Raw genomic sequence first — 26,934 nt, 5'->3', positions numbered from 1 at the left:
GCCCGCGACGCCGGCCCGCCGCGGGTGCCCGACCGGCGGTGTACGGAACGAGGCCGGCCCACGGGGGACGCGGGAGGGGAGCTGATGGTGGGGACGGATCAGATCAGGCGCTGGGAATCCGGCGCCCTCGCCCACGCGGTTACGGACCCGTTCGGACAGGGCCCGCTGCCCTGGCTGCGCGGCGGCGAGAGCTACTTCGACTCCGGCCACCTCGTGCCCTGGTACGTCGAGCAGGCCACCGCCCACGGCGACCCGCGGGTCCCGCCGCCCCGCAAGCACAACGGCCCGCGCACCGCCGACGACGTCCACCGCCAGATCAAGGGGTTCGCCACCACCGGCGCGGTCGCCCCGGGCGAGGCCATCGACTTCCGGGTCTCCGTCGACCCGCCGCAGCCGTTCAGCATCGACATCTACCGCATCGGCCACTACGGCGGCGCCGGCGCCTTCAAGATCACCACCAGCCCGCGGCTCTCCGGCATCGTCCAGCCCGCCCCGCTCGCCGCCGAGCGCACCGTCTCCTGCCACCACTGGTGGCTCTCCTGGCGCCTCCAGGTCCCCGCGTACTGGAACCTCGGCGCCTACGTGGCCGTCCTGACCACCGCCGACGGCTACCGCAGCCACATCCCCTTCACCGTCCGCGACGACCACCCGGCCGACCTGCTGCTCCTGCTGCCCGACATCACCTGGCAGGCGTACAACCTCTACCCGGAGGACGGCCGCACCGGCGCCAGCCTCTACCACGCCTGGGACGAGGACGGCGCGCTCCTCGGCGAGCAGGACGCCGCCACCACCGTCTCCTTCGACCGCCCCTACGCCGGCGCCGGACTGCCCCTGCACGTCGGCCACGCCTACGACTTCATCCGCTGGGCCGAGCGGTACGGCTACGACCTCGCCTACGCCGACGCCCGCGATCTGCACGCCGGACGCGTCGACCCGTCCCGCTACCGCGGCCTGATCTTCCCCGGCCACGACGAGTACTGGACGACGCCGATGCGCCGCACCGTCGAGCGCGCCCGCGACCAGGGCACCTCGCTGGTCTTCCTCTCCGCCAACACCATGTACTGGAAGGTCGACCTCTCCCCGTCGCCCTCCGGCCCGGACGCGCTGCTCAGCTGCCGCAAACGCCAGGGACCGGGCCGCCCCGCCCTCTGGCGCGAGGCGGGCGACCCCGAGCAGCGGCTGATGGGCGTCCAGTACGCGGGCCGGGTGCCGGAGCCCGCGCCGCTCGTCGTCCGCAACGGCGCCCACTGGCTGTGGGAGGCCACCGGCGCCGGCGAGGGCGACAAGCTCCCTGGTCTGGTGGCGGGCGAGGCCGACCGCTACTTCCCGCGCACCAGCCTCCCCGAGCACACCGACCGGGTGCTGCTCGCCCACTCCCCGTACCGCGACACCGAGGGCCACCGCCGCCATCAGGAGACCTCGCTCCACCGCGCCCCCAGCGGCGCCCTGGTCTTCGCCTCCGGCACCTTCGCCTGGTCACCGGCGCTCGACCGCCCCGGCCACGTCGACCCCCGCATCCAGCGCGCCACGGCCAACCTCCTCGACCGCATCTGCAAGCGGGACTGACACCGTGAGCGCGCGGGGCCGGGCCCCTCACTCCAGCCCAGGCTCCGGCCCCGGCCCCCGCTCCGTGAACGGCGCCATCTCGCGGGCCAGCGCCACCGTCAGCGCCCGGAAGATCCGCACCTCGGGATGGGGATCCCCGGCCCGCGTCGCCAGCACGCTGTGCGCGGGCGCCGCGTCCAGCACCGGTACGTACACCGCCCCCGGCCACGGGTAGTACCGCGCGAACGACGCCAGCCCCGAGCCCGCCCCGCGCCCGGCGGCCACGCTGGTCAGCACGTCCTGCGGGGTCAGCGCGCAGTCCGGCGCCCGCCGCTCGCCCGCGTCGAAGTAGAGGTAGTCCGTGAACGGCCGCGGGGTGTGGGACGGCAGCCGCAGATACGGCAGATCCAGCACATCGGCGACGCGCAGCCCCTCCCGCTGCGCGTCCGCGTACACCGAACCCGCCGACACCGCGACGATCCGCCGCTCCGTCGTGAGGACGTCCACCTCGATGTCCTCCGCCTCGAACGCCGGACGGACGAACGCGACGTCCACCCGGCCCTCGCGCAGCGCGCTGCAGTGCTCCGTGAAGTTCAGCTGGACCAGCCGCAGCTCCACCTCGGGCCGCGCCCGCCGGAAGGCGTTGACCGCGGCGGGCGTCACCTCGCCCGAACCGTGGCCCATCACCCCGACCCGCAGCCCCCGCGCGGCCGGACCGCTGCCGAGGGCCACCTCGCTGACGTCCTCGACCGCCGCGTTCACCGCCGCCAGCAGCGTCCGGGCGTGCGAGACCAGCCGCCGCCCCGCCGCCGTCGGCACCACCGTGCCCCGGCCGCGCTCCAGCAGCCGCGTCCCGAATTCCCGCTCCAGCTGCTGGACGTGCCCGGTCACCGCGGCCGGTGACAGGAACAGCCGCGCCGCGGCCCGGCCGAAGTGGCCCTCCTCGACCACCGCCAGAAAAGAAGACAGCCGCCGCAGATCCATGCCGCCACGATACGACCGGCGCCCCCGACGACTCGTACGCGTTCACGATTCCTGAACGCCTGCGGCGCCCGCCCCGCGGCCTCCCGTAGAACGGCCGGTATGACGACGCCTTCCCTCCGGACCGACATACCCGCAGCCCCGGCACCCCCGGCCGCCCGGCCGCGCCACTGGCTGCGCGCGGGCTGGCTGATGACCGCGTCCGGCTGGAGCGCCAACCAGTTCTCCGCCCTCCTCGGCGCCTACCGCTCCGACCTGGGCCTGACCGACGCCACCACCACCGGCCTCTTCGCGGTCTACGTCCTCGGCCTGATCCCCGGCCTGCTGCTGGCCGGACCGGCCGCCGACCGCCGCGGGCGCCGCCCGGTCACCTTCGCCGCGCTCGCCGTCTCCGTGCTGGCCACCTGCCTGCTGATGGCCGGCCCGTCCGCCGTCTGGCTGCTGTGGCCCGGCCGCTTCCTCACCGGGCTCGGCGCCGGCACCCTGCTCACCGCGGGCAGCGTCTGGATCAAGGAACTGTCCGCCGCCCCCTACGGCACCGCCCCCACCCCGGGCGCCGCCGCCCGCCGCTCCGGCCTCTTCCTCTCCGCCGGTTTCGCCTCCGGCGGCCTGGCCGCCGCCTGCATCGCCGAGTGGGCGCCGCACCCGATGGTCCTCGCCTACCTCCCGCACCTCGTCCTCGCCGCGGCCGCCGCCCTCAGCGCGGCCCGCACCCCGGAGACCGCCGCGGCCCACCACCGGGCCGATGCGCCCGCCGAGCCCGCACCCGCCCCGTCCCCCACCGCCTTCCGCCGCCTCGTCGCCCCCATGGCGCCCTGGGTCTTCGCCGCCCCCACCATCGCCTTCGCGGTCCTTCCGGGGCTGGTCGACGCGGACCTCGACGGCTGGCGCACCGTCTACGCGGGCCTCGCCACCGCCGTCACCCCCGGCACCGGCCTCCTCGTCGCCCCGCTCGCCCGCCGCCTCGCCGCCCGTCACCGCATGGCCACCGCGCTCTGCGGCCTCGCCGCCGTCGCCGCCGGACTGCTCCTCGGCGCCCTCGCGGTGGCCCGCACCGACCCGGCGTCGGCCCTGTTCGCCGCGGCCCTCCTCGGCGGCGGCTACGGCCTCTGCGTCGCGTACGGCCTCACCGAGGTCGCCGCCCTCACCCCGCCGCACGCGCTCGCCCGCCGGACCGCCCGCTTCTGGGCCCTGTGCTACCTGGGCTTCTGCGCCCCGTACGCGGTCACGCTGCTCACCGGCGTCTGGTCGCCGCAGGCCGTCCTGACCGGCGCCGCCGCCCTCGCCCTGCTGACCCTCGCCGCCCTCGTCCGAGGCGCCGCCCGCACCTGACCGGTCGGCCCCGCCCCGCCGCCCGTCCTGCGCGTACGGGAGAATCGGCAGGACTCCTGGACCAACCTACGCGGAGGCAGCGTGTCCGGTTTTGTAGAAAAGCCCGAGCCCTTGCAGGTGCCCGGCCTCACCCACCTTCACACCGGCAAGGTGCGTGACCTCTACCAGAACGCCGACGGCGAACTGATCATGGTCGCCAGTGACCGCATCTCCGTGTACGACTGGGTGCTGCCCACCGAGATCCCGGACAAGGGCCGCGTCCTCACCCAGCTCTCCCTGTGGTGGTTCGATCAGCTCGCCGACCTGATCCCCAACCACGTCCTCTCCACCGAGCTGCCGCCCGGCGCCCCCGCCGACTGGGCGGGCCGCACCCTCGTCTGCACCTCCCTGGACATGGCCCCCGTCGAGTGCGTCGCCCGCGGCTACCTCACCGGCTCCGGCCTCGCCGAGTACCGGGAGTCCCGCACCGTCTGCGGCCTGGCGCTCCCCGAGGGCCTCGTCGACGGCTCCGAACTCCCCGCCCCGATCTTCACCCCGGCCACCAAGGCGGCCGTCGGCGACCACGACGAGAACGTCTCGTACGAGGAGGTCGCCCGCCAGGTCGGCCCGGAGACCGCCGCCCGGCTGCGCCGCGCCACCCTCGACATCTACGGCCGCGCCCGCGACATCGCCCGCGGCCGCGGCATCCTCCTCGCCGACACCAAGTTCGAGTTCGGCTTCAAGGACGGCGAACTGGTCCTGGCCGACGAGGTCCTGACACCGGACTCGTCGCGCTTCTGGCCGGCCGACCGCTGGCAGCCGGGCCGCGCCCAGCCCTCCTTCGACAAGCAGTACGTCCGCGACCACCTGACGTCCCCGGCGTCCGGCTGGGACCGCCACGGCGAACTCCCGCCCCCCGGCCTCCCGCAGGACGTCGTCGACGCCACCCGCGCCAAGTACATCGAGGCGTACGAGCGGCTGACCGGCCTGGCCTGGAGCTGAGCCCACGACAAAGGCCCCGGCCGGTGTTTCCACCGGCCGGGGCCTTTTGCTGAGCGGACGACGAGGCTCGAACTCGCGACCTCAACCTTGGCAAGGTTGCGCTCTACCAACTGAGCTACGTCCGCATGCTCCGTGCGAATCCGGCGGCCGTTTCCGGCCTCCGCCGCGCGGTGCGGGGACCACTATAGCCAATGAATGGACCTCCGCGAACCACCCGCGATCCGCCCCGCCCGCCCCGCCGCTTTTCTGTGGCCGCCGCCACACCCTTACGCCGCCACACCCTTACGGAGACGGCGCGACATGACAAAGGCCCCGGCCGGTGTTTCCACCGGCCGGGGCCTTTTGCTGAGCGGACGACGAGGCTCGAACTCGCGACCTCAACCTTGGCAAGGTTGCGCTCTACCAACTGAGCTACGTCCGCAGGCATCCACCCGGCTTTCACCGAGCGGCGCGACAGCTACTCTACCTGATCGAAAAGACTGCTTGAGTCCAAAGACCGAGAACTGTCAGAGCGGGTGACAGGGATTGCACACTGCGCCTCCCTCTTGGAAAGAGGGCGCTCTACTACTGAGCTACACCCGCGTGACTCCTCGGGGCCCGGCCTTTCGGCCTCGCCCCTCGGCGTGCTCCAGACTCTAGCTGATCAATGGGGGTGCCGTGCAAGTCGGCTCCCGGCGGGCCCCGGCGGGCCCGCGCACGGTTCAGTGGTTGGCCGCGCTGAACGCCTCGTAGACCTTCTTCGGGATGCGGCCGCGCGGCGGCACCTCCATCTGGTGAGAGCGGGCCCAGGCCCGGACCGCCGCGGGGTCTGGTGTCACCGCGGTGCGGTGATAGGCCTTGCCCGACTTGGCCCGCTTGCGGCCGGCCTCGACGAACGGCTCCAGGGTGTCGCGCAGTTTCTTCGCATTGGCGGGATTGAGGTCGATCTCGTACGACTTCCCGTCCAATCCGAAGGCGACCGTCTCTGCGGCTTCTCCTCCGTCGATGTCATCGGAGAGCGTTACCACTACGCGCTGCGCCACGGATATCGGTCCTTTCGTGCAGCAACCCCGTGTTGACGTGGGGTGTTGCTTCGGATCCTGTTGACAGGAATCAATGCTTTTTCATTTGTACAGCGGGGGGCAATGCATTGTGAAGCCCAGTTAATTTCTTCAGCGTGTCATGTCGCAATCCGGAGCGCGGATCTTTTCGAGGATTTTCCCTGGTGTGCACGTCGGGCCGATACCGCACCGTGAGGGGACGATCACTTATCTATGCGCGTAGAATTTCGCACACGGTAGTGTGAGGGAACCGCCTTACGCACCACACCACCGGGAGTGCCAGTGGCACGCGTCGTAGTCGACGTCATGCTCAAGCCGGAGATCCTCGACCCGCAGGGGCAGGCGGTGCAGCGCGCACTGCCACGCCTGGGATTCGAGGGGATCGCCGACGTCCGTCAGGGCAAGCGTTTCGAACTTGAGGTGGAGGGCCCGGCCGACGACGCCGCCCTCGCCCGTATCCGCGAGATGGCCGAGACCTTCCTCGCCAACACCGTCATCGAGGACTTCACCGTCCGCGTCGAGGCCGGATCATGACTGCACGCATCGGCGTCGTGACGTTCCCCGGGACGCTCGACGACCGCGACACCCAGCGCGCCGTCCGGGTCGCCGGGGCCGAGGCGGTACCGCTGTGGCACCGGGACAAGGACCTCAAGCAGGTCGACGCCGTGGTGCTGCCCGGCGGTTTCTCCTACGGCGACTACCTGCGGGCCGGGGCGATCTCCCGGTTCTCGCCGGTGATGGAGTCGGTCATCGCGCAGGCGAAGGACGGCATGCCCGTCCTCGGCATCTGCAACGGCTTCCAGGTGCTCACCGAGACGCATCTGCTGCCCGGCGCGATGCTGCGCAACGAGAGCCTGCACTTCGTCTGCCGTGAGCAGAAGCTGCGGGTGGAGAACGCGGCCACCGCCTGGACCACCGATTACGCCGCGGGCCAGGAGATCTCCGTCCCGCTGAAGAACATCGACGGCCGCTACGTCGCCGATGCGCGCACGCTCGACATGCTGGAGGCCGAGGGCCGCGTCGCCTTCCGCTACCTGGCCGAGGGCGAAGCCGCCGAGGGCTACGGAAACCCCAACGGCTCGCTCCGCGACATCGCCGGCATCACCAACGAGGCGGGCAACGTCGTCGGCCTCATGCCGCACCCCGAGCACGCCGTGGAGCCGCTGATCGGCACGGGCCGCACCGACGGCCTCGGGTTCTTCACCTCGATCCTGAAGAAGTTGGTCAACGCATGACGCTGGACACGGTCAAGCACGCCGCGAAGACCCCTGAGGCCGAGCAGCCCTGGGCCGAACTGGGGCTGAAGCAGGACGAGTACGCGCGCATCCGCGAGATCCTCGGCCGCCGCCCGACCGGCGCCGAGCTGGCGATGTACTCCGTCATGTGGTCCGAGCACTGCTCCTACAAGAGCAGCAAGGTCCATCTGAAGCAGTTCGGCGAGAAGGTCCCCGAGAACGACGCGATGCTCGTCGGCATCGGTGAGAACGCCGGTGTCGTCGACGTCGGCCAGGGCTACGCCGTCACGTTCAAGGTGGAGTCGCACAACCACCCCAGCTACATCGAGCCGTACCAGGGCGCGGCCACCGGCGTCGGCGGCATCGTCCGCGACATCCTCGCCATGGGCGCCCGCCCGGTCGCGGTCGTCGACCCGCTGCGGTTCGGCGCCGCCGACCACCCCGACACCAAGCGCGTCCTGCCGGGTGTCGTCGCGGGCATCGGCGGCTACGGCAACTGCCTGGGCCTGCCCAACATCGGCGGCGAGGTCGTCTTCGACGCCTGCTACCAGGGCAACCCGCTGGTCAACGCCGGCTGTATCGGTGTGATGAAGCACGAGGACATCCACCTGGCGAAGGCGTCCGGCGCCGGCAACAAGGTCATCCTCTACGGCGCCCGCACCGGCGGCGACGGCATCGGCGGCGTCTCCGTGCTCGCCTCCGAGACCTTCGACGACACCAAGCCGACGAAGCGCCCCGCCGTTCAGGTCGGTGACCCCTTCCAGGAGAAGCTGCTCATCGAGTGCACCCTGGAGGTCTTCAAGGAGCAGCTGGTCGCCGGCATCCAGGACCTCGGCGGCGCCGGGCTGTCCTGCGCCACCAGCGAGCTGGCGTCGGCCGGCTCCGGCGGTATGCGCGTCGAGCTGGACACCGTTCCGCTGCGTGACTCCTCCCTCTCGCCCGAGGAGATCCTCATGAGCGAGTCGCAGGAGCGCATGTGCGCGATCGTCGAGCCGGACAAGGTCGACCGCTTCCTGGAGATCTGCGAGAAGTGGGACGTCATCGCCACCGTGATCGGTGAGGTGACCGACGGCACCCGGCTGGAGATCTTCTGGCACGGCGAGCAGATCGTGGACGTCCCGCCGCGCTCGGTCGCCCACGAGGGCCCGACCTACCACCGGCCGTACGCCCGCCCCGACTGGCAGGACGCCCTCCAGGCCGACGACGCGAACAAGCTGGCCCGGCCGGCCACCGGGGACGAGCTGCGCGCGCAGATCCTCCAGGTCGTGGCGTCGCCGAACCAGGCGTCGAAGGCGTGGATCACCGACCAGTACGACCGGTTCGTGCAGGGCAACACCGTCCTCGCGCAGCCGGAGGACTCCGGCATGGTCCGCATCGACGAGGAGACCAACCTCGGCGTCGCCCTCGCCACCGACGGCAACGGCCGCTTCGCCAAGCTCGACCCGTACGCGGGTGCGCAGCTGGCGCTGGCCGAGGCGTACCGCAACGTCGCCGCGACGGGCGCCAAGCCGCTGGCGGTCTCCGACTGCCTGAACTTCGGCTCGCCCGAGGACCCGGCGGTGATGTGGCAGTTCGCCGAGGCCACCCGCGGTCTCGCCGACGCCTGCCAGACCCTGGGCACCCCGGTGACCGGCGGCAACGTCTCGCTCTACAACCAGACCGGCGACGTGGCGATCCACCCGACGCCGGTGGTCGCGGTGCTCGGCGTGATCGACGACGTCAACCGCCGTACGCCGGTGGCGTTCGCCGAGGCGGGCCAGCTGATCTACCTCCTGGGCGACACCAAGGAGGAGCTGGGCGGGTCGGCCTGGTCGCAGGTGGTCCACGACCACCTCGGCGGTCTGCCGCCCGAGGTCGACCTGGAGCGCGAGCGGCTGCTGGCGGAGATCTTGATCTCGGCCTCCCGCGACGGCATGGCCGACGCGGCGCACGACCTCTCCGACGGCGGTCTGATCCAGGCGCTCGTCGAGTCGTGCCTGCGCGGCGGCAACGGCGCCCGGCTGGTCGTCCCGGAGGGCGTCGACCCGTTCGTCTTCCTCTTCTCCGAGTCCGCGGGCCGCGCGATCGTCTCGGTGCCGCGGAGCGAGGAGCTGCGCTTCACCGACATGTGCGGGGCGCGCGGGCTGCCGGCCACCCGCATCGGTGTGGTCGACGGGGACGCGATCGACGTCCAGGGCCAGTTCAGCATCGCGCTGAGCGAGCTGCGGACGGCGCACGAGGAGACGATCCCGGGCCTGATCGCCTGATCGCCGGACCGACCGCCCGTGTGCGGCGGTGATGTACCGCGGAACGGCCCGCCAGGATTCCTGGCGGGCCGTTCCGCGTTCCGGACGACTTCCCGTTCCGGTCGGTTTCCCGTTCCGGCGGCAACGACGAGGGCGCCCGCCGGTGTGCGGCGGACGCCCTGTCGTGCGGCGCGGTGCTCAGCCCGGCAGGGGCCTCACCGCCGCGCCGGCCGGCTCACTCCTGCTTGCAGCCCCCCTTCTCCTGGCAGGGCTTGTCGCAGTGCTTGTCGTCGCACGGCTTGTCGCAGTGCTTGCCGTGGCAGGGCTTGTGGCAGTCCTTCCCCTTGCACGGCTTGTCGCAGTGCTTGCCCTTGCACGGCTTGTGGCAGTCCTTGCCCTTGCAGGGCTTGCAGTCCTTGCCCTTGCAGGGTTCCTTCTCCGTGACCTTGACGGTCGCCTCGGCCGGTTCGGAGCGGACCCCGCCGTCGGCGGTCGCCACGGCGGTGTTGGTGATCGTGCCGTGCTTGGCGTCCTCCTCGGTGACGGTGTAGGTGCCGGTGCAGGTGGTGCTCTCACCGGGGGCCAGCGTGGTGGTCCGGCAGGTCACGTCGGTGACGCGGTTGTCCTCGACGGCGATGCCGTTGAGGGTGGTGTTGCCGGTGTTGGTGACGGTGTACGTGTAGGTGATCCGGTCGCCGACCCGGTAGGTCCGGGAGGTGTCGACGGTCTTCTTGATCGTCAGGCCGGGCTGGTGCCGTCCGACCTGGATCTCCGCGCTGTCGGGCGGCGATTCCACGGCGGTGCCGTTGGACCGGCCGCGGGCGACGGCGGTGTTGCGTACGTGCCCGGCCTGCGCGTCGGCCTCGGTGACGGTGTACGTGCCGGTGCAGGTGGTGCTCGCCCCGGGCGCCAGCGTGGTCGCCTGGCAGGTGATGCCGGAGACGTGGTCGTCGGCGACGGTGAGGTCGTTGACCGTGGTGCTGCCGGTGTTGTTGATCCGGTAGGTGTAGGTCACCTCGTCGCCCACCGCGTAGGTGCGCGAGGTGTCGACGGACTTCTCGATCGCCAGCGCGGGCTCGTGCCGCCCGACCTGGACCTCCGCGCTGTCCGGCGGCGATTCCACCGCGGTGCCGTCGGACTGGCCGTGCGCCACCGCCGTGTTGGTGATGTGCCCGGCCTCCGCGTCGGCGGCGGTCACGGTGTAGTTGCCGGTGCAGGTGGTGCTCTCACCCGGGTCCAGCGTGGTCGCAAGGCAGGTGATCCCGGAGACCCGGTTGTCGGTGACGGTCACGCCGCTGATCGTCGTGTTGCCGGTGTTGGCGACCCGGTAGGTGTACGTGATCCGGTCGCCCACCGCGTAGGTGCGCGAGGTGTCCACGGACTTCTCGACCGACAGCGCGGGCCGGTCGGCGACGGTGTCGATCCGGGCGCTGTCCGGCGGCGACTCCACCGCCGTCCCGTCGGACTCACCGCGCGCCACCGCCGTGTTGGCCACGCTCCCGGCCTCCGCGTCGGCGGCGGTCACGGTGTACGTACCGGTACAGGTGGTACTCGCCTCGGGCGCCAGCGTGGTCGCCTCGCAGGTGATCCCGGAGACCCGGTCGTCGGCGACGGTCACGCCGGTGATCGTGGTGTTGCCGGTGTTGGTGACGCTGTAGGTGTACGTGACCTCGTCACCGACGCGGTACGGGCGCGAGGCGTCGACGGTCTTGTTGACCGACAGCCCGGGCTCGTTCCGTCCGACCTCGATCTCGGCGCTGTCCGGCGGCGATTCCACCGCGGTGCCGTCGGACTCACCGCGCGCCACGGCGGTGTTGCGCACCTGCCCGGCGTCCGCGTCGGCGGCGGTCACGGTGTACGTACCGGTGCACTCGGTGCTCGCCCCGGGCGCCAGCGTGGTGTCCTGGCAGGTGATCCCCGAGACCCGGTCGTCGGCGACGTTGACACCGGTGATCGTGGTGTTCCCGGAGTTCCGCACGACGTACCGGTAGGTGACGGTGTCACCGGCCTGGTACGGGTGCGAGGCGTCGACGACCTTCTGGATCTCCAGCCCCGGCTGGTTGGGGACGACGTCGATCACCGCGTCGTCCGGCGGCGACTCCACGATCGTGCCGTCGGCGTCCCGCCCCTGGGCGAAGGCCACGTTGGTGACGTTCCCCAGATCGGCGTCGGCCCTGGTCACGGTGTACGTACCGGTGCAGGTGGTACTCGCGCCCGGCGCCAGGGTGGTGGCCTGGCAGGTGATCCCGGCGGCCCGGTCGTCGGTGACCTCGATCCCGCTGAGCGTCGCGTCCCCGGTGTTGGTGACCGTGTAGGTGTAGGTCACCTCGTCGCCGACCTCGTACGGATGCGAGTTGTCGACGCTCTTCGTGAGGCTCAGCGAGAGGTCGGAGGCGACCGCGATCGTCGCCTGGTCCGGTCCGGAGTCGACCGGGGTGCCGTTGGACGTCCCGTGGGCGACGGCGGTGTTCGTCACCGACCCGGCCCGGCCGTCCGCCTCGGTGACGGTGTACGTCCCCGTACAGGTGGTGGAGTCACCGGGCTCGCCGCTCGGGGCCAGCGTGGTGGCGTCGCAGGTGATGCCGGTGACGTGGTCGTCGGAGATCTTGACGTCGTTCAGCGTGGTCGGACCGGTGTTGGTGACGGTGTACTTGTACGTGACCTCGTCACCGACGCGGTACTCACGGCCCTCGTCGGTCGTCTTCTCCAGCCGCAGCCCCGGTCCGCGCTGGACCGGTAGCGTCACTTCGTCCGGTGGCGAATCCACCGGCCCCTCGGGTCCCGTGCCGTGCGCGACGGCGGTGTTGGTCACCGACCCGGCCTCGGCGTCCGCGTCGGTGACGGTATAGGTCCCCCGGCAGGTCATGCTCTGCCCGCTGGCCAGCGAGGTCTGCGGACAGGTGATACCGGGGACGCGGTCGTCCGTCACGTTCACGTCGTTCAGCGTGACGTTCCCGCTGTTGGTCACGACGTACTCGAAGGGCACCTGCTGCCCCGGCGTCAGCGGCTGCGGGACCTCGGTGGCCTCGGAGACCTGCTTGACGATGTTGAGCTGCGGCAGCGCCGCGGCCGGGCGCACGCTGACGTTCCGGATCAGATGGACGTCGGTGAAGTCACCGGTCGACCCGGCGAACCCGAGCTTGTAGGTGTTCGGCACCGGGGTGGGCGCCGGGGTGGAGAGCACCTCCTGGGTGCCGCGGCCGTCGTGGAAGTCCATCCAGACGGTGACCACCGGGTTCGGCGCCGGCGAGACCTCCACGGTCACGGTGCGCCGCGAGGGCTCCAGCAGTGCCTCGGCCTCGGCGGGCGTCGCGTTCGCGGGCAGCGAGGTGGTCGGCCCGTGGATCTGGCCCGGCAGCGTGGACGGCCAGGGGCCGCTGGTGGAGAAGTTGCTGGTGGTGGCGTCCAGGAAGCAGTAGCCCTCGGTGCCGTTGCCCGGTCCGCGCAGCGTGACCATGTTGGTGCCGGGGGCGGGGACGCGGAAGATGGTGCCGGCCGGGGACCGCCGCGTACAGCCGTTGCCCCGGTGCTCCCAGTCGCCGAAGAAGTTCCCCAGGACGTCCAGTCCGACGCCGAGGTAGCCGCGGTTGACACCAGGGATGAACGGCTCCGCCGGATCGTCGGCGGGGATCTTCTGCGCGTAGCCGAGGCTGCCGCCGAACGCGCCCGGCGCGTCCAGGGTGGCCGCCCCGTCGATGAGGAAGAAGGAGATGCCGTCGGCCGGCGGGTTGGTGGTGTTGCCGTACTGCCACTGGTCGAACGTGGTCACCAGGCCCTGGTTGGCGGGGAGGGCGTGGTTGTAGAGCGCCGCCGCGGCCCGGTCGCGACCGGCGTCGGTCAGCTGGAGGTAGCCGTGCGGCGCGCCGTTCCTCGGCGGTACGGGACCGACCTCGTTCGGCGGGCAGCCACCGAGCGGATGCGTCCCGGGCCCGGGGGCGGTGCCCTGGGGCGCGCCGGTCAGGCACGCGTTCCCGAACCCTTCGAACTCCGGGTCCGCCGTGGCTCCGGTGAACGTCTCGTTCACCAGCGGTACGCCCACCCCTTGGGCATGGGCGGTGGTGGCGGGCAGTCCGAGGGTCGCGGCCACCATGCTGAGGACGCCCAGCAGGGCCATCGCCCATCTCCGGGCGCGGCCGTGCCACCCGCTTTCGCCATATACCCGATATCTATGTTTCGGCATCATGCGGGGAACGTAGGTATTTCTCCCCTTTGCGGGCATCAGCACACGCACTTACCTGTGCTTTATCCACACCCATGGTGGTACGGATCCGCTTTTATCAGACCGGTTCTCTCAAGGCTGTCGGGCCGGTTCTCCCAAGGCGCCCCGGCACGGCGCCGGACCGTCCCGTTCGCCGGGCCGGCGGCCCCGAACAGGCCGCCGCCCGCACGGTTTCCGGGCCCCGGCGGGCCCGCCGCCGGCGCCGTGTGTGATGCGGAAGGGCCGGCATGACGCACCGCCCATCCCGTTGCGGAAGCGCCGCGGGATTCACCGGACGTTTCTCCCCGGACGTTCACCGATGCCCGCCGGATAAGACCGCGCACGGCATTCCGGGAGCGGCCCGGAGAACGGATAAGACCCCGCCGATTGTCAGTGGTGCCGCCTACGCTGAAGCACATGACATCCGCCGCCCGCGCCCGCCGGTACGACGGCCGGAAGACCCGCGCCGCCGTCCTGGCCCAGCTCGACCACGTCCGCGCCGCCGTGCGCACCCTCACGCCCGAGCAGTTCGCCCTGCCGACGCGGCTGGGGGAGTGGACTGTCCGCGAGCTGGTCGCGCATCTCTCCATGGCCACCGGCAGCGTGGCGCGCGGCCTCGAACAGCCGCCGCCGGCACGGGCGGAGGCCACCCCGGCGCAGTGGCCGCACGCCGCCGCCACCTTCGCCGCCTCGGTCGACGACCGCACCCGCGCCCTGGCCGCCGCCCACGACCCGGTGGAGCTGCTGGAGCGCACCGCCGAGGAGTTCCTCCGCGTCGTCGATCCGGATCCGGCCGAGCGGGTCGTCGCGGTCCGGCCCGCCGCCATGCGGCTCGTCGACGTCCTGGCCACCCGCTGCGTCGAACTCGTCGTGCACACCGACGATCTGGCCGCCGCCACCGGCATCGAGATCCCGTACGACCGCCAGGCCCTGGCCGCCGCCACCCGCCTGCTCGCCGATGCGCTGGCGGCCGCGGCGCCGGGCGGATCGGTCGAGGTCCGGATCCCGCCGTTCGCCGTCGTGCAGTGCGTCGAGGGCCCCCGCCACACCCGCGGCACCCCGCCGAACGTCGTCGAGACCGACCCGCTGACGTGGATACGCCTGGCCACCGGCCGGACGTCCTGGGCCGAGGCGCGGGAGGCGGCCCAGGTCACCGCCAGCGGCGAGCGCGCGGACATCGGCGGATATCTGCCGATCCTGTCCTGAACGACCGTCGCCGCCCCGGGCGTAGCGCATCTCACACGCGGGCGCGGGCGCCCGCGAGGGCCCGCGCGGCGGGGCGCCTCACGCGCGCGCGGCGCAGCCGCGCCCCGGCCGGTGCGGCCATCCGTCCCCGTACCGCCCGAGGCCAGACGCCCCAAGGGCTGTGGCCCCCGCGCCGCCCGCCGCGCGGCCCCGCCGGGCGCGCGGCGGACCGGCCCGCCGCCCCGGCGGCACGCACCGCTCCTGTACGGACATCCGGCCCACCGGCCATCCCCGGTTCGGATGAATCAGCGACCTGCCCTAGACTCAAGGCGTGCCACGTGGTGACGGACGACTCAGCCACGACCTGCTCCCCGGCGAGAAGGGCCCCCAGGACGCTTGCGGCGTCTTCGGTGTCTGGGCTCCGGGTGAAGAGGTCGCCAAACTCACCTATTTCGGGCTGTACGCGCTGCAGCACCGTGGACAGGAGTCCGCGGGCATCGCAGTGAGCAACGGCTCGCAGATCCTCGTCTTCAAGGACATGGGCCTGGTGTCCCAGGTCTTCGACGAGACCTCGCTCGGTTCCCTCCAGGGCCACATCGCCGTGGGCCATGCCCGTTACTCCACCACCGGTGCCTCGGTGTGGGAGAACGCCCAGCCGACGTTCCGCGCCACCGCGCACGGCTCGATCGCGCTCGGCCACAACGGCAACCTGGTGAACACCGCCGAGCTGGCGGATCTGGTCGCGGCGCTGCCCCGCGAGGGCGGCCGCGCGACCCAGGTCGCGGCCACCAACGACACGGACCTGGTCACGGCGCTGCTCGCCGGCCAGGTCGACGAGGACGGCAAGCCGCTGACCGTCGAGGAGGCCGCGCCGCGCGTCCTTCCGCAGGTCAAGGGCGCCTTCTCGCTCTGCTTCATGGACGAGCACACGCTCTACGCCGCCCGCGACCCGCAGGGCATCCGCCCGCTGGTCCTCGGCCGTCTGGAGCGCGGCTGGGTGGTCGCCTCCGAGACCGCCGCGCTGGACATCTGCGGCGCGTCCTTCATCCGGGAGATCGAGCCCGGCGAGATGGTCGCCATCGACGAGAACGGCCTGCGCGCCACGCGCTTCGCCGAGGCCCGCCCCAAGGGCTGCGTCTTCGAGTACGTCTACCTCGCCCGCCCGGACACCGACATCGCCGGCCGCAACGTCTACCTCTCCCGTGTGGAGATGGGCCGCAAGCTGGCCGCCGAGGCGCCCGCCGACGCCGATCTGGTCATAGCGACGCCCGAGTCCGGCACCCCGGCGGCGGTCGGCTACGCCGAGGCCAGCGGCATCCCGTACGGCTCCGGCCTGGTCAAGAACTCCTACGTCGGCCGGACCTTCATCCAGCCCTCGCAGACCATCCGGCAGCTCGGCATCCGCCTCAAGCTCAACCCGCTCAAGGAAGTCATCCGCGGCAAGCGCCTGGTGGTCGTCGACGACTCCATCGTCCGCGGCAACACCCAGCGCGCCCTGGTCCGCATGTTGCGCGAGGCGGGCGCCAAGGAGGTCCACATCCGGATCTCCTCGCCGCCCATCAAGTGGCCGTGCTTCTTCGGCATCGACTTCGCCACCCGCGCCGAGCTGATCGCCAACGGCCTGACGGTCGACGAGATCGGCAAGTCGCTGGGCGCCGACTCCCTGGCGTACATCTCCATCGACGGCATGATCGAGGCGACCACCATCGCCAAGCCGAACCTCTGCCGTGCCTGCTTCGACGGCGAGTACCCGATGGAGCTGCCCGACCCCGAGCTGCTCGGCAAGCACCTCCTGGAATCGGAGACCGCGGGCGGGGCCAAGCCGGATGTCGACGGCGTCGGGACGCTGACGGCCGGTGTCGGTGGCGCCGATGCGCTGCGCCGCCCGTAGCTCGCACACCCATCACACGAAAGTTCCGGGTCATGTCTCCTGAGTCCTCCGAGCCCGCGCGCACCAGCGGCGCCAGCTACGCGGCCGCCGGTGTCGACATCGAAGCGGGCGACCGCGCCGTCGACCTCATGAAGGAGTGGGTGAAGAAGGCCACCCGTCCCGAGGTCGTCGGCGGGCTCGGCGGCTTCGCCGGCCTCTTCGACGCCTCCGCCCTCAAGCGGTACGAGCGCCCGCTGCTCGCCTCCGCCACCGACGGCGTTGGCACCAAGGTCGACATCGCCCGCAAGATGGGCGTCTACGACACCATCGGCCACGACCTCGTCGGCATGGTCGTCGACGACCTGGTCGTCTGCGGCGCCGAACCGCTCTTCATGACCGACTACATCTGCGTCGGCAAGGTCTACCCGGAGCGGGTCGCGGCGATCGTCAAGGGCATCGCCGAGGGCTGCGTCCTCGCCGGCTGCGCCCTGGTCGGCGGCGAGACCGCGGAACACCCCGGTCTGCTCGGCGTCGACGAGTTCGACGTCGCGGGCGCCGGCACCGGCGTCGTCGAGGCCGATCAGGTCCTCGGCGCCGACCGCATCCGCAGCGGCGACGCGGTGATCGCCATGGCGTCCTCCGGACTCCACTCCAACGGCTACTCGCTCGTCCGCCACGTCCTCTTCGACCGCGCGGACCTCGCCCTCGACCGCGAGATCCCCGAGTTCGGCCGCACCCTCGGCGAGGAGCTGCTGGAGCCCACCAAGATCTACTCGCTGGACTGCCTGGCGCTCACCCGTACGGCGCCGGTGCACGCCTTCTCGCACATCACCGGCGGTGGCCTGGCCAACAACCTCGCCCGTGTCATCCCCGACGGACTGCACGCCACCGTCGACCGCTCCACCTGGACCCCGGGCGCGGTCTTCGACCTGGTGGGCTCCGCCGGCGCGGTCGAGCGCCTGGAGCTGGAGAAGACCCTGAACATGGGCGTCGGCATGATCGCCGTCGTCCCCCAGGAGTCCGTGGACGTCGCCCTGACCACCCTCGCCGACCGCGGCGTGGACGCCTGGGTCAGCGGTGAGATCGTCGAGCGCGGCGACCTGGCCGAAGCGGTGACCCTGACCGGTGACTACGCGGGCTGACGCGCCGGTCGCCGGGGCAGCACAGAACCCGGTCCGAGGTGAGACACCCCGGACCGGGTCCGTGGAAAATGTGCGCGCCGTGAGCGGATACACAGAGGCCCGCAGAACGACCGCGGGTGGATTCCCGCGGAAGTGTCTACGGTGCGTCGTCAGGCGCGGCGACGATGCTGGGACGAATCCTTCTCGTCCTCGTCATCGTCGTCGTTATACAGGTCGGCGTACCGCGCGTACGGGTCGTCGTCCTCGTCATCCTCGAACGGCTCGCCGTTCGGCGGCTGCTGTGCCGGCTGTTGCGGCGATGCACCCAGCTCTTCGGCCAGGCGTGAGAGATCAGTCCCACCGCTGTTGTACTTCAGCTGGCGGGCGACCTTCGTCTGCTTGGCCTTGGCCCGGCCGCGCCCCATGGCTCGACCCCCTCAACGACGGGGCTCGACGGCCCCAGAGTCTTGACACGCGTTCATGATTCAGAGCGGACTCTCGACAGAGAGACCGGTCCGTAGGGCTTCAACGGTACCTGCTTCCGCGGCCATACGGTACGTCGCCCGCATCACCCGCCGCTCGGCATGACCTGCGAGGCGCCCTGTCCGCGCTGGTCAACTGCGATTTTAACCCGTCCCTTGCGGCGACCCGCCGACGGGTGGTGAGAGAAGTCTCCCCGGGCCCTCCCGGCGGGTCGCACAACGGGCGATTTTCAGCCAGATTTCGGGCGGCGCTGTGGTGCCCGGCCGCGCCTGTCGACGTTCCGGCGCGGGGGAGGGTGTGTTTCCGGCCTTAGGCGCGGAAACACACCCGGGACGTCCGTCAGCCGCGCCGGGCCTCCGCCATCCGCTGCTCCGCCAGCCGGTCCGCCGCGGCGACCGGCGGGATGCCGTCGGCCTTCGCACGAGCGAATATCGCCAGCGTGGTGTCGAAGATCTTCGCGGCCTTCGCCTTGCACCGGTCGAAGTCGAAGCCGTGCAGCTCATCGGCCACCTGGATGACACCGCCGGCGTTCACGACGTAGTCCGGCGCGTAGAGGATGCCGCGGTCGGCGAGGTCCTTCTCGATGCCGGGGTGGGCGAGCTGGTTGTTCGCGGCGCCGCAGACCACCGTGGCGGTCAGCGCGGCCACCGACGCGTCGTTCAGCGCACCGCCCAGCGCGCACGGCGCGTAGACGTCCAGACCCGGCGTGCGGATCAGCGCCTCGGTGTCGGCCACCGCGGTCACCTGCGGATACGCCGCGAGCACCCGCTCGACGGAGGCATCGCGGACATCCGTGACGAGCACCTCGGCGCCGTCCTCGACCAGATGCCCGACGAGGTGGTAACCCACCTTGCCGACCCCGGCCACGGCGACCTTGCGGCCGCGCAGCGTCGGATCGCCCCACTGGTGCTGCGCCGAGGCGCGCATCCCCTGGAACACGCCGTACGCGGTCAGCACTGAGGAGTCACCGGCGCCGCCGTTCTCCGGGGAGCGGCCGGTGGTCCACTTGTTGGTGCGCGCCACGACGTCCATGTCCGCGACGTAGGTGCCGACGTCACAGGCGGTGACGTACCGGCCGCCGAGCGAGGCGACCGCGCGCCCGTAGGCGAGCAGCAGCTCCTCGGTCTTGACGGTCTCCGGGTCGCCGATGATCACGGCCTTGCCGCCGCCGTGGTCGAGCCCGGCGAGCGCGTTCTTGTACGACATCCCGCGCGAGAGGTTGAGCGCATCGCGCACCGCCTCCTCCTCGGAGGCGTACGCGTGGAAGCGGGTGCCGCCGAGGGCCGGGCCCAGGGCGGTGTTGTGCAGCGCGATCACGGCCTTGAGACCGCTGGCGCGGTCCTGGCAGAGCACGACTTGTTCATGGCCGCCCTGTTCGGTCCGGAACAGGGTGTGCAGGACGCCGTCGGCGGGGGGCGTACCCGGGGCGGACTGCTCGGCGGAGGAAGGACGTACGTCGGTCACGGTGGTGACTCCCATAGGCCGGGGAGGACGCCCTCCTGTGGGGTGGGGAGGGCCGGTCGGGAAGAGCGTAAGACCTCCGCGACCCGAAGATCGGCCGGGTCCGCGGGATCACCCCCTCGAGGGGGACGGACGTGCGACGATTTGCCGTGTCCCGGGCCCGCCGGTGGCCCCGGCCCTCCGGTAACTCCCGGTGGCGGACTTCCCTTTGAAGGAGCGTGCGTGGCCTTGGCGTCGTCGGTGACGGTCCCGTATGGGGCATACCTACGGGTCTACGAGCCGCTGGCGGCGTTCCCGGAGCCGGAGCGCTCCCACTGGGCGCGCTACGCCCGCCGCACCTCCACCCCGACCGCCCAGGACGAGCAGCGCAAGGCCCTCGCCGACCTGCTGCCCACCCCGCCGGTCCCGGTCCCGGTGCACGAGAGCGCCGACGCGTTCGTCGCCCACCTCGACGACGTGCCCTGCATCTGCCCCTGGCGCACCCGGCTGCGCGGCTGGCAGGCGCTCCAGGGCCTGCCGGAGCTGCTGCCCGCGCCGGTGCTGGACGCCGCGCTGCCCCCGGTGGTGCGCCGCCAGGCCGCGACCGACTACGAGGAGTGGCAGGAGCGCAACCCGGACGCCCGCCCCTGGATCCGCGGCGCCACCTGGCACGTCCCGGTCCGCTGGTTCGTCCTCTTCGACGACGCCGAGCGCGAGTACGAGCCGAAGGGCGCGGACGGACCGCTGCTGCGCTACCGCACCCCGATGGTCGAGGCCCGCCGTCGGGTCGCCCGCGGGCTGCGGACGCTGCGCGACACCCTGGAGGAGGGCCCGCTGATCGACGGCCTGCTCGACGTGGGCCGCTGGCTGGAGGAGTTCCACCCGCGCTCCCTGGTCGAGCTGGACTACGGCGGGCTGGTCCACGCGGTCTCCGGGCAGCAGCTCGCCGAGGACCGGTCGGCCGCGGAGGTGGCCGAGGGGCTCGCCGCACTTCGCGACGGCGACGGCGAGCGCGCGGGCGCCGCGTACGAGAAGCTGAGCGACCGCTGGCGGACGGTGCGCGAGCGGCAGTTCGCCAGCTGATCCCCGGTGGATCTCCGGTCGGCCGGCCGCGGCGGGGAGCGGTGCGCGGCGGTGGCGCGGGCGGCGTTCGTGGTGCCGCGGCCGGATCCCGGCGGCCGTCCCGGGGACGGTTCCGGACAGGAGATGATCTTGAAAGCGGGCGCCGTCGCGTAGGCTGGTGTTCTCCAGGACGTAGGTCCCGATCCGGGCGTTTGCCTCAGCAGTGACCCAAAGCACTGACAACGGGCCTTGCGCCCAAGCCATCTCCTCGTGCCAAAATAGGACAAGGAGTCTGACTTGGGCTCCTCCGTCCAACTTTGGGTGGATAGATCGGTATTGCGCTCCTTGAGGGGTCTAGTGACGCGTGATCACCCTGTGACTGATCGTCACGGTGGCGTGACTGTCCGCTATGACATGGTCCATCGGCTTCCGTCGAGGTTGAACACCTGAGAGGGCAATTCCATCGGTTTGGCCGACGTGGCTGGACGGATGGTGTAGTTGTAGTGCCGAGGACAAGCCGTTCGTCCTATAACCGACTCGGCCCGCGTCCGCCATTTCGGGCAACGCGGGTCAAGGTGCAGAATTTAGAGGAAAGAACCGTGATGGTTCGGTTCTCCCGAGGAGGCCGCTCATGACCGCTCGCACCCCTGACGCCGAGCCGCTGCTTACCCCCGCCGAGGTCGCCACGATGTTCCGCGTGGACCCGAAGACGGTGACCCGTTGGGCCAAGGCAGGCAAGCTCACGTCCATCCGCACGCTCGGAGGACACCGGCGTTACCGCGAGGCTGAGGTCCGCGCACTGCTCGCGGGCATTCCGCAGCAGCGCAGCGAGTCCTGAATAACCGCATAGCCGGGCTGTTTTCGGGCCCCCCAACCCGAAAAGCGCCCATGCAGCACCCCTAGCTTCACCACGCTCCACACAGCTTCACACGACGCGGCGCCCGCCCCAACGGGCCCACACCCGCAGCAGTCGGGTACGTCATCGATCGCGCTGGACTCCGCCGGGTCCAGCGCGATCTTTTTGTGCGCGCGCTCCGGAGCCTCCCGGCGGCACGGACTCCGTCCGTCGCGCCGTGCCCGCCGGCGCCTTCGGGAGGGGCCTTCGCGGGCCCTTGGGGCCGTTCCGCGGACAGACCCCGCGGTCTCCTTTGGGGCGCCCTGAGGGGTGGTGCAATTGCACATATTAAATGGACCAGTTGTAGGGCGGGGGTAAGTTCCCCACTTCTGGAAACTTGTACGGTGACACCCGTCACACGGTGGAGAGGTTGAAGCTCCGCTTGCCTCTGCGGTAATGGCCGGATTGTCCGACGCTCCGTCACCAGCCTCCCGCCGCAAGGGAGATGGGGGCGCCTTCTTCGGCCATCGGGCGCCGGGGCTTTCGGCCTTCCCGTCTGCGCCCCGTGAGCGGCCCGCGGCACCGTCGGAGCGGATGCGGACGCCGGGGCTCCCGAACGGCCCGTACGCGGCCGCTGAGCCGCCCGGGGGCGCCGAGCGCGGAGGGTCGGCCCCGGGGTGTCGTTCATGGGCGCAGGTCCCCGCCGTCGTGCCGCGACCGGCCGAGGCGCGGAAACGGGTTCCGGGAAGGGAAGGACGACGCGGCGGGAGGGGCGGAGATCCGGCCGCGTGGCCACGCGGCGGGAGGCGCCGTCCGTGCGGCCGAAGGCCGTCGGTGCCGGAACGGAAAACGGCCCGCATCCTTATCGGATACGGGCCGTTCTGCTGCGGTCCTGACGGGATTTGAACCCGCGGCCTCCACCTTGACAGGGTGGCGAGCACTCCAAACTGCTCCACAGGACCTTGCTGCCGCTTCCGCTTGCGCGGTCGCTGCGAAGCAAGACTCTACAGCAGGTCAGGGGGTGCGGTCGAACCAGGCTCCGGGTGATGCCCCGCCCGGCGTACGGAAGGCGCCCCGCGCCCCCGTACGTGCCGGTGCGCACCGCCCGGGAGCGCGTACCGGCGCCGCTCCCGGAACGGCGGTGCCGATGCCGGCGCCGCCGCGCCCCGGGCTACGGCGCCGCCGCGTCCACGGCCTTGACGATGCGCTTGTCGGACACCGGATAGGCCGTGCCCAGCGCATGCGCGAAGTAGCTGACCCGCAGCTCCTCGATCATCCAGCGGATCTCCCGCGCCGCCGCCGGAACCGGGCGGCCGCGGGGGAACTGCTCAAGGAGCCAGGCGTACTCGTCCTGCATCTCCTTGACCTTCGCCATCCGTGCGCGGTCGCGCTCGGCGTTGGTCGGGAGCTGCTGGAGGCGGCGGTCGGCGGCGACCAGATAGCGCATCAGGTCCGGCAGCCGCTTCGCGCCGTGTGCGGTGACGAAGCCGGGCTTGATGAGCGCCGCCAACTGCTCCTTGACGTCGGTGAGCGACGGCAGCAGCGAGGGGAACGAGGTGTCCTTCAGCCGCCGTTCGCACGCCTGCCAGGCGGCCAGCACCTCCTGGACCTGCCCGATCGTCTTCATCGTCGCGTCCACCAGATCGGCCCGGACGCCGTCGAACAGCTTCCGGAACGACTCCTCGTCCCAGGCGGGGCCGCCGCGCGCCGCCATCAGCCGGTCCGCGGCGGCGGTCACGCAGTCGTCGAAGAGCGCCGGGATGGAGCCGTGCGGATTGCGGGACAGGGCGAGCTTCTGCTGATTGCTCAGCTTCGACTGGGCGAACTTGGCGGGGTTGGAGGGGATGTTGAGCAGGATGAGGCGGCGGGTGCCGGCCCACATCGCGGTCAGCTGCTCCGCCTCGGTGTCGAAGAGGCGGACGGCGACGCTCGTGCCCTCGTCGACCAGTGCCGGGTACGCCTTCAGCGGCTGGCCGGCCCGGCGGGTCTCGAAGGTGCGGGGCAGGGTGCCGAGCGTCCAGGACGTCAGGCCCGTGCGCTGTTCCAGGCCGGGCAGGGCCGGGCCGTCGCCCTTGGCGCCCCTGCCGCCTTGGGCGGGGCGGTCGGCCGCCTGCTCGAACGCCTTGGAGATCGCGGCGCGGGTCTTCGGCTTGAGCTGCAGCCGCAGCGCCTCCAGGTCCTTCGCCTCGGCCAGCTTGCGGCGCCGCTCGTCCACCACCCGGAAGGTGATCTTGAGGTGGTCGGGCACCTTGGCGGTGTCGAAGTCGTCGGCGGAGACCGGGACGCCCACCATCCGCTGGAGCCCGGCGGCCAGCGACGTCGTCAGCGCGCCCTGGAGCGGGACGGTGGTGTCGAGGAAGCGGGCGGCGAAGTTCGGCGCGGGCACGTAGTTGCGGCGGATCGGCTTGGGCAGCGAGCGGATCAGCTCCGTCACCAACTGCTCACGCAGGCCCGGGATCTGCCAGTCGAAGCCCTCGGACGCGACCTGGTTGAGCACCTGGAGCGGGATGTGGACGGTGACGCCGTCCGCGTCCGCGCCGGGCTCGAACTGGTAGGTGACCTTGAACTTCAGCTTTCCCTGCCGCCAGGAATCGGGATAGTCGTCCTTGGTGACGGCCTCGGCCGATTCGTTGATGAGCATGGAATGCTCGAAATTGAGGAGCTCCGGCTCCTCCTGCCGCTTCTTCTTCCACCACGCGTCGAAATGCGCACCGGAGACGATGTCCGCCGGAATGCGCTGGTCGTAGAAGTCGAAGAGGGTTTCGTCGTCGACGAGGATGTCGCGGCGGCGGGCGCGGTGCTCCAACTCCTCGACCTCGCCGAGGAGTTTGCGGTTGTCGTGGAAGAACTGGTGGTGCGTGCGCCAGTCGCCCTCCACCAGGGCGTTACGGATGAACAGATCACGGGAGGTCTCCGGATCGATCCGGCCGTAGGCGACCTTGCGCTGCGCGACGATCGGGACGCCGTAGAGCGTCACCCGCTCGTACGCCACCACCGCGGCCTGCTTCTGCTCCCAGTGCGGCTCGCTGTAGGTGCGTTTGACCAGGTGCTGGGCGAGCGGCTCGATCCACTCGGGCTCGATCTTCGCGTTGACGCGGGCCCACAGCCGGGAGGTCTCGACCAGCTCGGCGGACATGATCCAGCGCGGTGGCTTCTTGAAGAGCGCGGAGCCCGGGAAGACCGCGAATTTGGCGCTGCGGGCACCCAGGTATTCGTTCTTCGCGTCGGTGTCCTTCAGCCCGATGTGCGAGAGCAGGCCGGCCAGCAGCGACGTATGGATGTGGTCGGGCGCCGCGTCCTGTTCGCTCAGATGAATTCCCATGGTCTTCGCGACCGAACGCATCTGGGAGTAGATGTCCTGCCATTCGCGTATGCGCAGGTAATTCAGGAACTCATTGCGGCACATACGGCGGAAGGCGGAGGAGGAGAGGGCCTTTTGCTGTTCGCGCACATAGCGCCAGAGATTCAGATACGCCAGGAAGTCGCCGGTCTCGTCCTTGAACCGGGCGTGCTGCTGATCGGCCTGCTGCTGCTTGTCGGAGGGCCGCTCGCGCGGGTCCTGGATGGAGAGCGCCGCGGCGATGACCATGACCTCGCGGACGCAGTTGTTCCGGTCGGCCTCCAGCACCATCCGGGCCAGCCGCGGGTCGACCGGCAGCTGGGAGAGCTTGCGGCCCATCGGGGTGAGCCGGGGGCCGCCGCCCTTGGCCGGAGCCTTCGCCGCGCCGCCGGATCCGCCCTTCGTACGGGCCTCCAGCGCACCCAGCTCGTGCAGCAGATCGACGCCGTCCTTGATGTTGCGGCGGTCCGGCGGGTCGATGAACGGGAACTTCTCGATGTCGCCGAGTCCGGCGGCGGTCATCTGGAGGATGACGGAGGCGAGGTTGGTCCGCAGGATCTCCGCGTCGGTGAACTCGGGGCGGGAGAGGAAGTCGTCCTCGGAGTAGAGGCGGATGCAGATGCCGTCGCTGGTACGGCCGCAGCGGCCCTTGCGCTGATTGGCGCTGGCCTGCGAGACCGGCTCGATCGGCAGCCGCTGCACCTTGGTGCGGAAGCTGTAGCGCGAGATCCGCGCCATGCCGGGGTCGATGACGTACCGGATGCCGGGGACCGTCAGGGACGTCTCGGCGACGTTGGTGGCCAGCACGATGCGGCGGCCGGTGTGGCGCTGGAAGACGCGGTGCTGTTCGGCGTGGGAGAGGCGGGCGTAGAGCGGCAGCACCTCGGTGGCGCGGAGGTTCTTCTTGTTGAGGGCGTCCGCGGTGTCGCGGATCTCCCGCTCGCCGGAGAGGAAGACCAGGATGTCGCCGGGGCCCTCGGCCTGCAGCTCGTCGACGGCGTCGCAGATCGCGGTGATCTGATCGCGGTCGCCGTCGCTGCCGCCCTCCTCCAGGAGCGGGCGGTAGCGGACCTCGACCGGATACGTCCGGCCGGAGACCTCGACGATCGGGGCGCTCGGCGCCTCCTCGTCCGCCGCCGGCCGCGGCGCCCCGGGGCCGACCGCCGCGAAGCTGCCGAAGTGCCGCGCGAAGCGCTCCGGGTCGATCGTCGCGGAGGTGATGACGACCTTGAGGTCCGGCCGCTTGGGCAGCAGCTGGGCGAGATAGCCGAGGAGGAAGTCGATGTTGAGGCTGCGCTCGTGGGCCTCGTCGATGATGAGCGTGTCGTACTGGCGCAGCTCGCGGTCGGTCTGGATCTCGGCGAGCAGGATGCCGTCGGTCATCAGCTTGACGAGGGTCTCGCCGCCGACCTGGTCGGTGAAGCGGACCTTCCAGCCCACCGCCTCGCCCAGCGGGGTGTTCAGCTCCTCGGCGACCCGCTCGGCGACCGTACGGGCCGCGATCCGCCGCGGCTGGGTGTGCCCGATCAGACCGCGGACGCCGCGCCCCAGCTCCAGGCAGATCTTGGGGATCTGGGTGGTCTTGCCGGAGCCCGTCTCACCGGCGACGATCACGACCTGGTGGTCGCGGATCGCCGCCAGGATCTCGTCCTTCTTCTGGCTGACCGGCAGCTGCTCGGGATAGCTGATCGCGGGCACGGCGGCGCGCCGGCGCGCGACGCGCTCCTCCGCCTCGGCCATGCCGTCGGCGATCTCGGCGAGCACGGCCGCACGGGCCTCGGGCTTACGGATCCGCCGGGCGCCGTCGAGCCGCCGCCCCAGCCGCTGCTGGTCGCGCAGCATCAGCTCGGGCAGCCGCTCCAGCAGGGCGGGGAGCGTGGGCGCGGCCGCGGACACGGCAGAGGCGCCGTCGGGCAGGGCGGAGGCAGGCTGACTGGACATACGGATCCCAGGATCTCACCTCCCCGATTCGACTGGCGAACGATTTGCCGGAGCGGCCGGGCGCGTGGCGCGGGCCCGGCGGGCCGGGCGCGGCGTCCCGCGAGGCCGGAGCGCCCCGCC

Annotated in this window: 17 protein-coding genes and 4 tRNA genes; 11 read left to right on the top strand and 10 right to left on the bottom strand. The window is 71.5% G+C overall.

The annotated features are described in order from the left end of the window. Positions 1 to 87 precede the first annotated feature (87 nt). Positions 88 to 1,566 carry a N,N-dimethylformamidase beta subunit family domain-containing protein gene (locus ABT345_RS14840; RefSeq protein WP_345089662.1) on the top strand — a complete coding sequence of 493 codons (1,479 nt, stop codon included), beginning with the start codon at positions 88 to 90 and terminating at the stop codon, positions 1,564 to 1,566. Positions 1,567 to 1,593: 27 nt separating this feature from the next. On the opposite strand, the gene ABT345_RS14835 is transcribed toward ABT345_RS14840, so the two are convergent. Continuing rightward, entirely contained in the window at positions 1,594 to 2,529 is a 936-nt protein-coding gene (locus ABT345_RS14835; protein WP_345088716.1) for a LysR family transcriptional regulator, read from the bottom strand. 99 nt (positions 2,530 to 2,628) lie between these two features. On the opposite strand from ABT345_RS14835, the gene ABT345_RS14830 reads away from it, so the two are divergent. Next, positions 2,629 to 3,858 carry an MFS transporter gene (locus ABT345_RS14830; protein WP_345088714.1) on the top strand — a complete coding sequence of 410 codons (1,230 nt, stop codon included), beginning with the start codon at positions 2,629 to 2,631 and terminating at the stop codon, positions 3,856 to 3,858. An 81-nt stretch (positions 3,859 to 3,939) separates the two neighbouring features. After that, complete coding sequence (locus ABT345_RS14825; protein WP_345088712.1) at positions 3,940 to 4,839, top strand: phosphoribosylaminoimidazolesuccinocarboxamide synthase; 900 nt, start codon at positions 3,940 to 3,942, stop codon at positions 4,837 to 4,839. Between the two features lie 52 nt (positions 4,840 to 4,891). Here ABT345_RS14825 and ABT345_RS14820 read toward each other — a convergent pair. The 4 genes from ABT345_RS14820 to ABT345_RS14805 form a co-directional block, all read right to left on the bottom strand. Then, positions 4,892 to 4,964: transfer RNA gene (locus tag ABT345_RS14820), tRNA-Gly, on the bottom strand. 223 nt (positions 4,965 to 5,187) lie between these two features. Beyond that, positions 5,188 to 5,260, bottom strand: a tRNA-Gly gene (locus tag ABT345_RS14815). An 89-nt stretch (positions 5,261 to 5,349) separates the two neighbouring features. Continuing rightward, positions 5,350 to 5,421: transfer RNA gene (locus ABT345_RS14810), tRNA-Gly, on the bottom strand. A gap of 119 nt (positions 5,422 to 5,540) precedes the next feature. After that, the gene (locus ABT345_RS14805) at positions 5,541 to 5,861 is read right to left on the bottom strand and encodes a histone-like nucleoid-structuring protein Lsr2 (protein WP_345088710.1); all 321 of its coding nucleotides are present in this window, start codon (positions 5,859 to 5,861) and stop codon (positions 5,541 to 5,543) included. A gap of 300 nt (positions 5,862 to 6,161) precedes the next feature. On the opposite strand from ABT345_RS14805, the gene purS reads away from it, so the two are divergent. From purS to purL, 3 genes are read left to right on the top strand one after another with little or no spacing between them, the layout of a single operon-like run. After that, a complete protein-coding gene (gene purS, locus ABT345_RS14800; protein WP_030284318.1) occupies positions 6,162 to 6,413 on the top strand; it encodes a phosphoribosylformylglycinamidine synthase subunit PurS in 252 nt (83 codons plus the stop codon). Beyond that, complete coding sequence (gene purQ, locus ABT345_RS14795; protein WP_345088707.1) at positions 6,410 to 7,114, top strand: phosphoribosylformylglycinamidine synthase subunit PurQ; 705 nt, start codon at positions 6,410 to 6,412, stop codon at positions 7,112 to 7,114. Before purS ends, purQ begins: the two co-directional genes overlap by 4 nt. Continuing rightward, complete coding sequence (gene purL, locus ABT345_RS14790; protein ID WP_345088705.1) at positions 7,111 to 9,360, top strand: phosphoribosylformylglycinamidine synthase subunit PurL; 2,250 nt, start codon at positions 7,111 to 7,113, stop codon at positions 9,358 to 9,360. Before purQ ends, purL begins: the two co-directional genes overlap by 4 nt. 214 nt (positions 9,361 to 9,574) lie before the next feature. Here the strand turns inward: purL and ABT345_RS14785 are convergent, their stop codons facing one another. Continuing rightward, the gene (locus tag ABT345_RS14785) at positions 9,575 to 13,453 is read right to left on the bottom strand and encodes a CLIPPER-2 domain-containing protein (RefSeq protein WP_345088703.1); all 3,879 of its coding nucleotides are present in this window, start codon (positions 13,451 to 13,453) and stop codon (positions 9,575 to 9,577) included. Positions 13,454 to 13,954: 501 nt separating this feature from the next. On the opposite strand from ABT345_RS14785, the gene ABT345_RS14780 reads away from it, so the two are divergent. The 3 genes from ABT345_RS14780 to purM all read left to right on the top strand — a co-directional run bounded on the left by ABT345_RS14780 (position 13,955) and on the right by purM (position 17,734). Further along, complete coding sequence (locus ABT345_RS14780) at positions 13,955 to 14,743, top strand: maleylpyruvate isomerase family mycothiol-dependent enzyme (protein WP_345088701.1); 789 nt, start codon at positions 13,955 to 13,957, stop codon at positions 14,741 to 14,743. Positions 14,744 to 15,053: 310 nt separating this feature from the next. Further along, on the top strand, positions 15,054 to 16,613 hold the full coding sequence (gene purF, locus ABT345_RS14775) for an amidophosphoribosyltransferase (RefSeq protein ID WP_345088699.1): 1,560 nt from the start codon (positions 15,054 to 15,056) through the stop codon (positions 16,611 to 16,613). Positions 16,614 to 16,645: 32 nt separating this feature from the next. Next, positions 16,646 to 17,734 carry a phosphoribosylformylglycinamidine cyclo-ligase gene (purM, locus tag ABT345_RS14770; protein WP_345088697.1) on the top strand — a complete coding sequence of 363 codons (1,089 nt, stop codon included), beginning with the start codon at positions 16,646 to 16,648 and terminating at the stop codon, positions 17,732 to 17,734. A 149-nt stretch (positions 17,735 to 17,883) separates the two neighbouring features. On the opposite strand, the gene ABT345_RS14765 is transcribed toward purM, so the two are convergent. Then, positions 17,884 to 18,138, bottom strand: a complete 255-nt coding sequence (locus tag ABT345_RS14765) for a DUF3073 domain-containing protein (RefSeq protein WP_030284304.1) — start codon at positions 18,136 to 18,138, stop codon at positions 17,884 to 17,886. A gap of 397 nt (positions 18,139 to 18,535) precedes the next feature. Next, the gene (locus ABT345_RS14760) at positions 18,536 to 19,675 is read right to left on the bottom strand and encodes a Leu/Phe/Val dehydrogenase (RefSeq protein ID WP_345088693.1); all 1,140 of its coding nucleotides are present in this window, start codon (positions 19,673 to 19,675) and stop codon (positions 18,536 to 18,538) included. A 204-nt stretch (positions 19,676 to 19,879) separates the two neighbouring features. On the opposite strand from ABT345_RS14760, the gene ABT345_RS14755 reads away from it, so the two are divergent. Together ABT345_RS14755 and bldC are read left to right on the top strand one after the other, a co-directional pair. Continuing rightward, positions 19,880 to 20,719 carry a DUF8083 family protein gene (locus tag ABT345_RS14755; RefSeq protein WP_345088691.1) on the top strand — a complete coding sequence of 280 codons (840 nt, stop codon included), beginning with the start codon at positions 19,880 to 19,882 and terminating at the stop codon, positions 20,717 to 20,719. A gap of 610 nt (positions 20,720 to 21,329) precedes the next feature. Then, positions 21,330 to 21,536, top strand: coding sequence for a developmental transcriptional regulator BldC (gene bldC, locus ABT345_RS14750; protein ID WP_003980577.1), 207 nt, complete (start codon positions 21,330 to 21,332; stop codon positions 21,534 to 21,536). Positions 21,537 to 22,420: 884 nt separating this feature from the next. On the opposite strand, the gene ABT345_RS14745 is transcribed toward bldC, so the two are convergent. Beyond that, positions 22,421 to 22,495, bottom strand: a tRNA-Asp gene (locus tag ABT345_RS14745). A gap of 209 nt (positions 22,496 to 22,704) precedes the next feature. Next, positions 22,705 to 26,814: an ATP-dependent RNA helicase HrpA gene (gene hrpA / locus ABT345_RS14740; protein ID WP_345088689.1), complete on the bottom strand. Its 4,110-nt coding sequence runs from the start codon at positions 26,812 to 26,814 to the stop codon at positions 22,705 to 22,707. Positions 26,815 to 26,934 lie beyond the last annotated feature (120 nt).

Source organism: Streptomyces sp. NPDC000404 (assembly GCF_040300365.1).
GTDB classification, from domain to species: Bacteria; Actinomycetota; Actinomycetes; order Streptomycetales; family Streptomycetaceae; genus Streptomyces; species Streptomyces ramulosus.
The sequence above is the reverse complement of the archived record's forward strand: the minus strand, read 5'-3'. Positions and strand labels throughout refer to the sequence as shown.

What these genes read in the sequence shown, in the direction of transcription:
- ABT345_RS14835 (WP_345088716.1), bottom strand. Translation starts at nt 2,529, where the DNA reads ATGGATCTGCGGCGGCTGTCTTCTTTTCTGGCGGTGGTCGAGGAGGGC.
- ABT345_RS14830 (WP_345088714.1), top strand. Translation starts at nt 2,629, where the DNA reads ATGACGACGCCTTCCCTCCGGACCGACATACCCGCAGCCCCGGCACCC.
- purQ (WP_345088707.1), top strand. Translation starts at nt 6,410, where the DNA reads ATGACTGCACGCATCGGCGTCGTGACGTTCCCCGGGACGCTCGACGAC.
- purL (WP_345088705.1), top strand. Translation starts at nt 7,111, where the DNA reads ATGACGCTGGACACGGTCAAGCACGCCGCGAAGACCCCTGAGGCCGAG.
- ABT345_RS14785 (WP_345088703.1), bottom strand. Translation starts at nt 13,453, where the DNA reads ATGGCCCTGCTGGGCGTCCTCAGCATGGTGGCCGCGACCCTCGGACTG.
- ABT345_RS14780 (WP_345088701.1), top strand. Translation starts at nt 13,955, where the DNA reads ATGACATCCGCCGCCCGCGCCCGCCGGTACGACGGCCGGAAGACCCGC.
- purM (WP_345088697.1), top strand. Translation starts at nt 16,646, where the DNA reads ATGTCTCCTGAGTCCTCCGAGCCCGCGCGCACCAGCGGCGCCAGCTAC.
- ABT345_RS14765 (WP_030284304.1), bottom strand. Translation starts at nt 18,138, where the DNA reads ATGGGGCGCGGCCGGGCCAAGGCCAAGCAGACGAAGGTCGCCCGCCAG.
- ABT345_RS14760 (WP_345088693.1), bottom strand. Translation starts at nt 19,675, where the DNA reads ATGGGAGTCACCACCGTGACCGACGTACGTCCTTCCTCCGCCGAGCAG.
- bldC (WP_003980577.1), top strand. Translation starts at nt 21,330, where the DNA reads ATGACCGCTCGCACCCCTGACGCCGAGCCGCTGCTTACCCCCGCCGAG.
- hrpA (WP_345088689.1), bottom strand. Translation starts at nt 26,814, where the DNA reads ATGTCCAGTCAGCCTGCCTCCGCCCTGCCCGACGGCGCCTCTGCCGTG.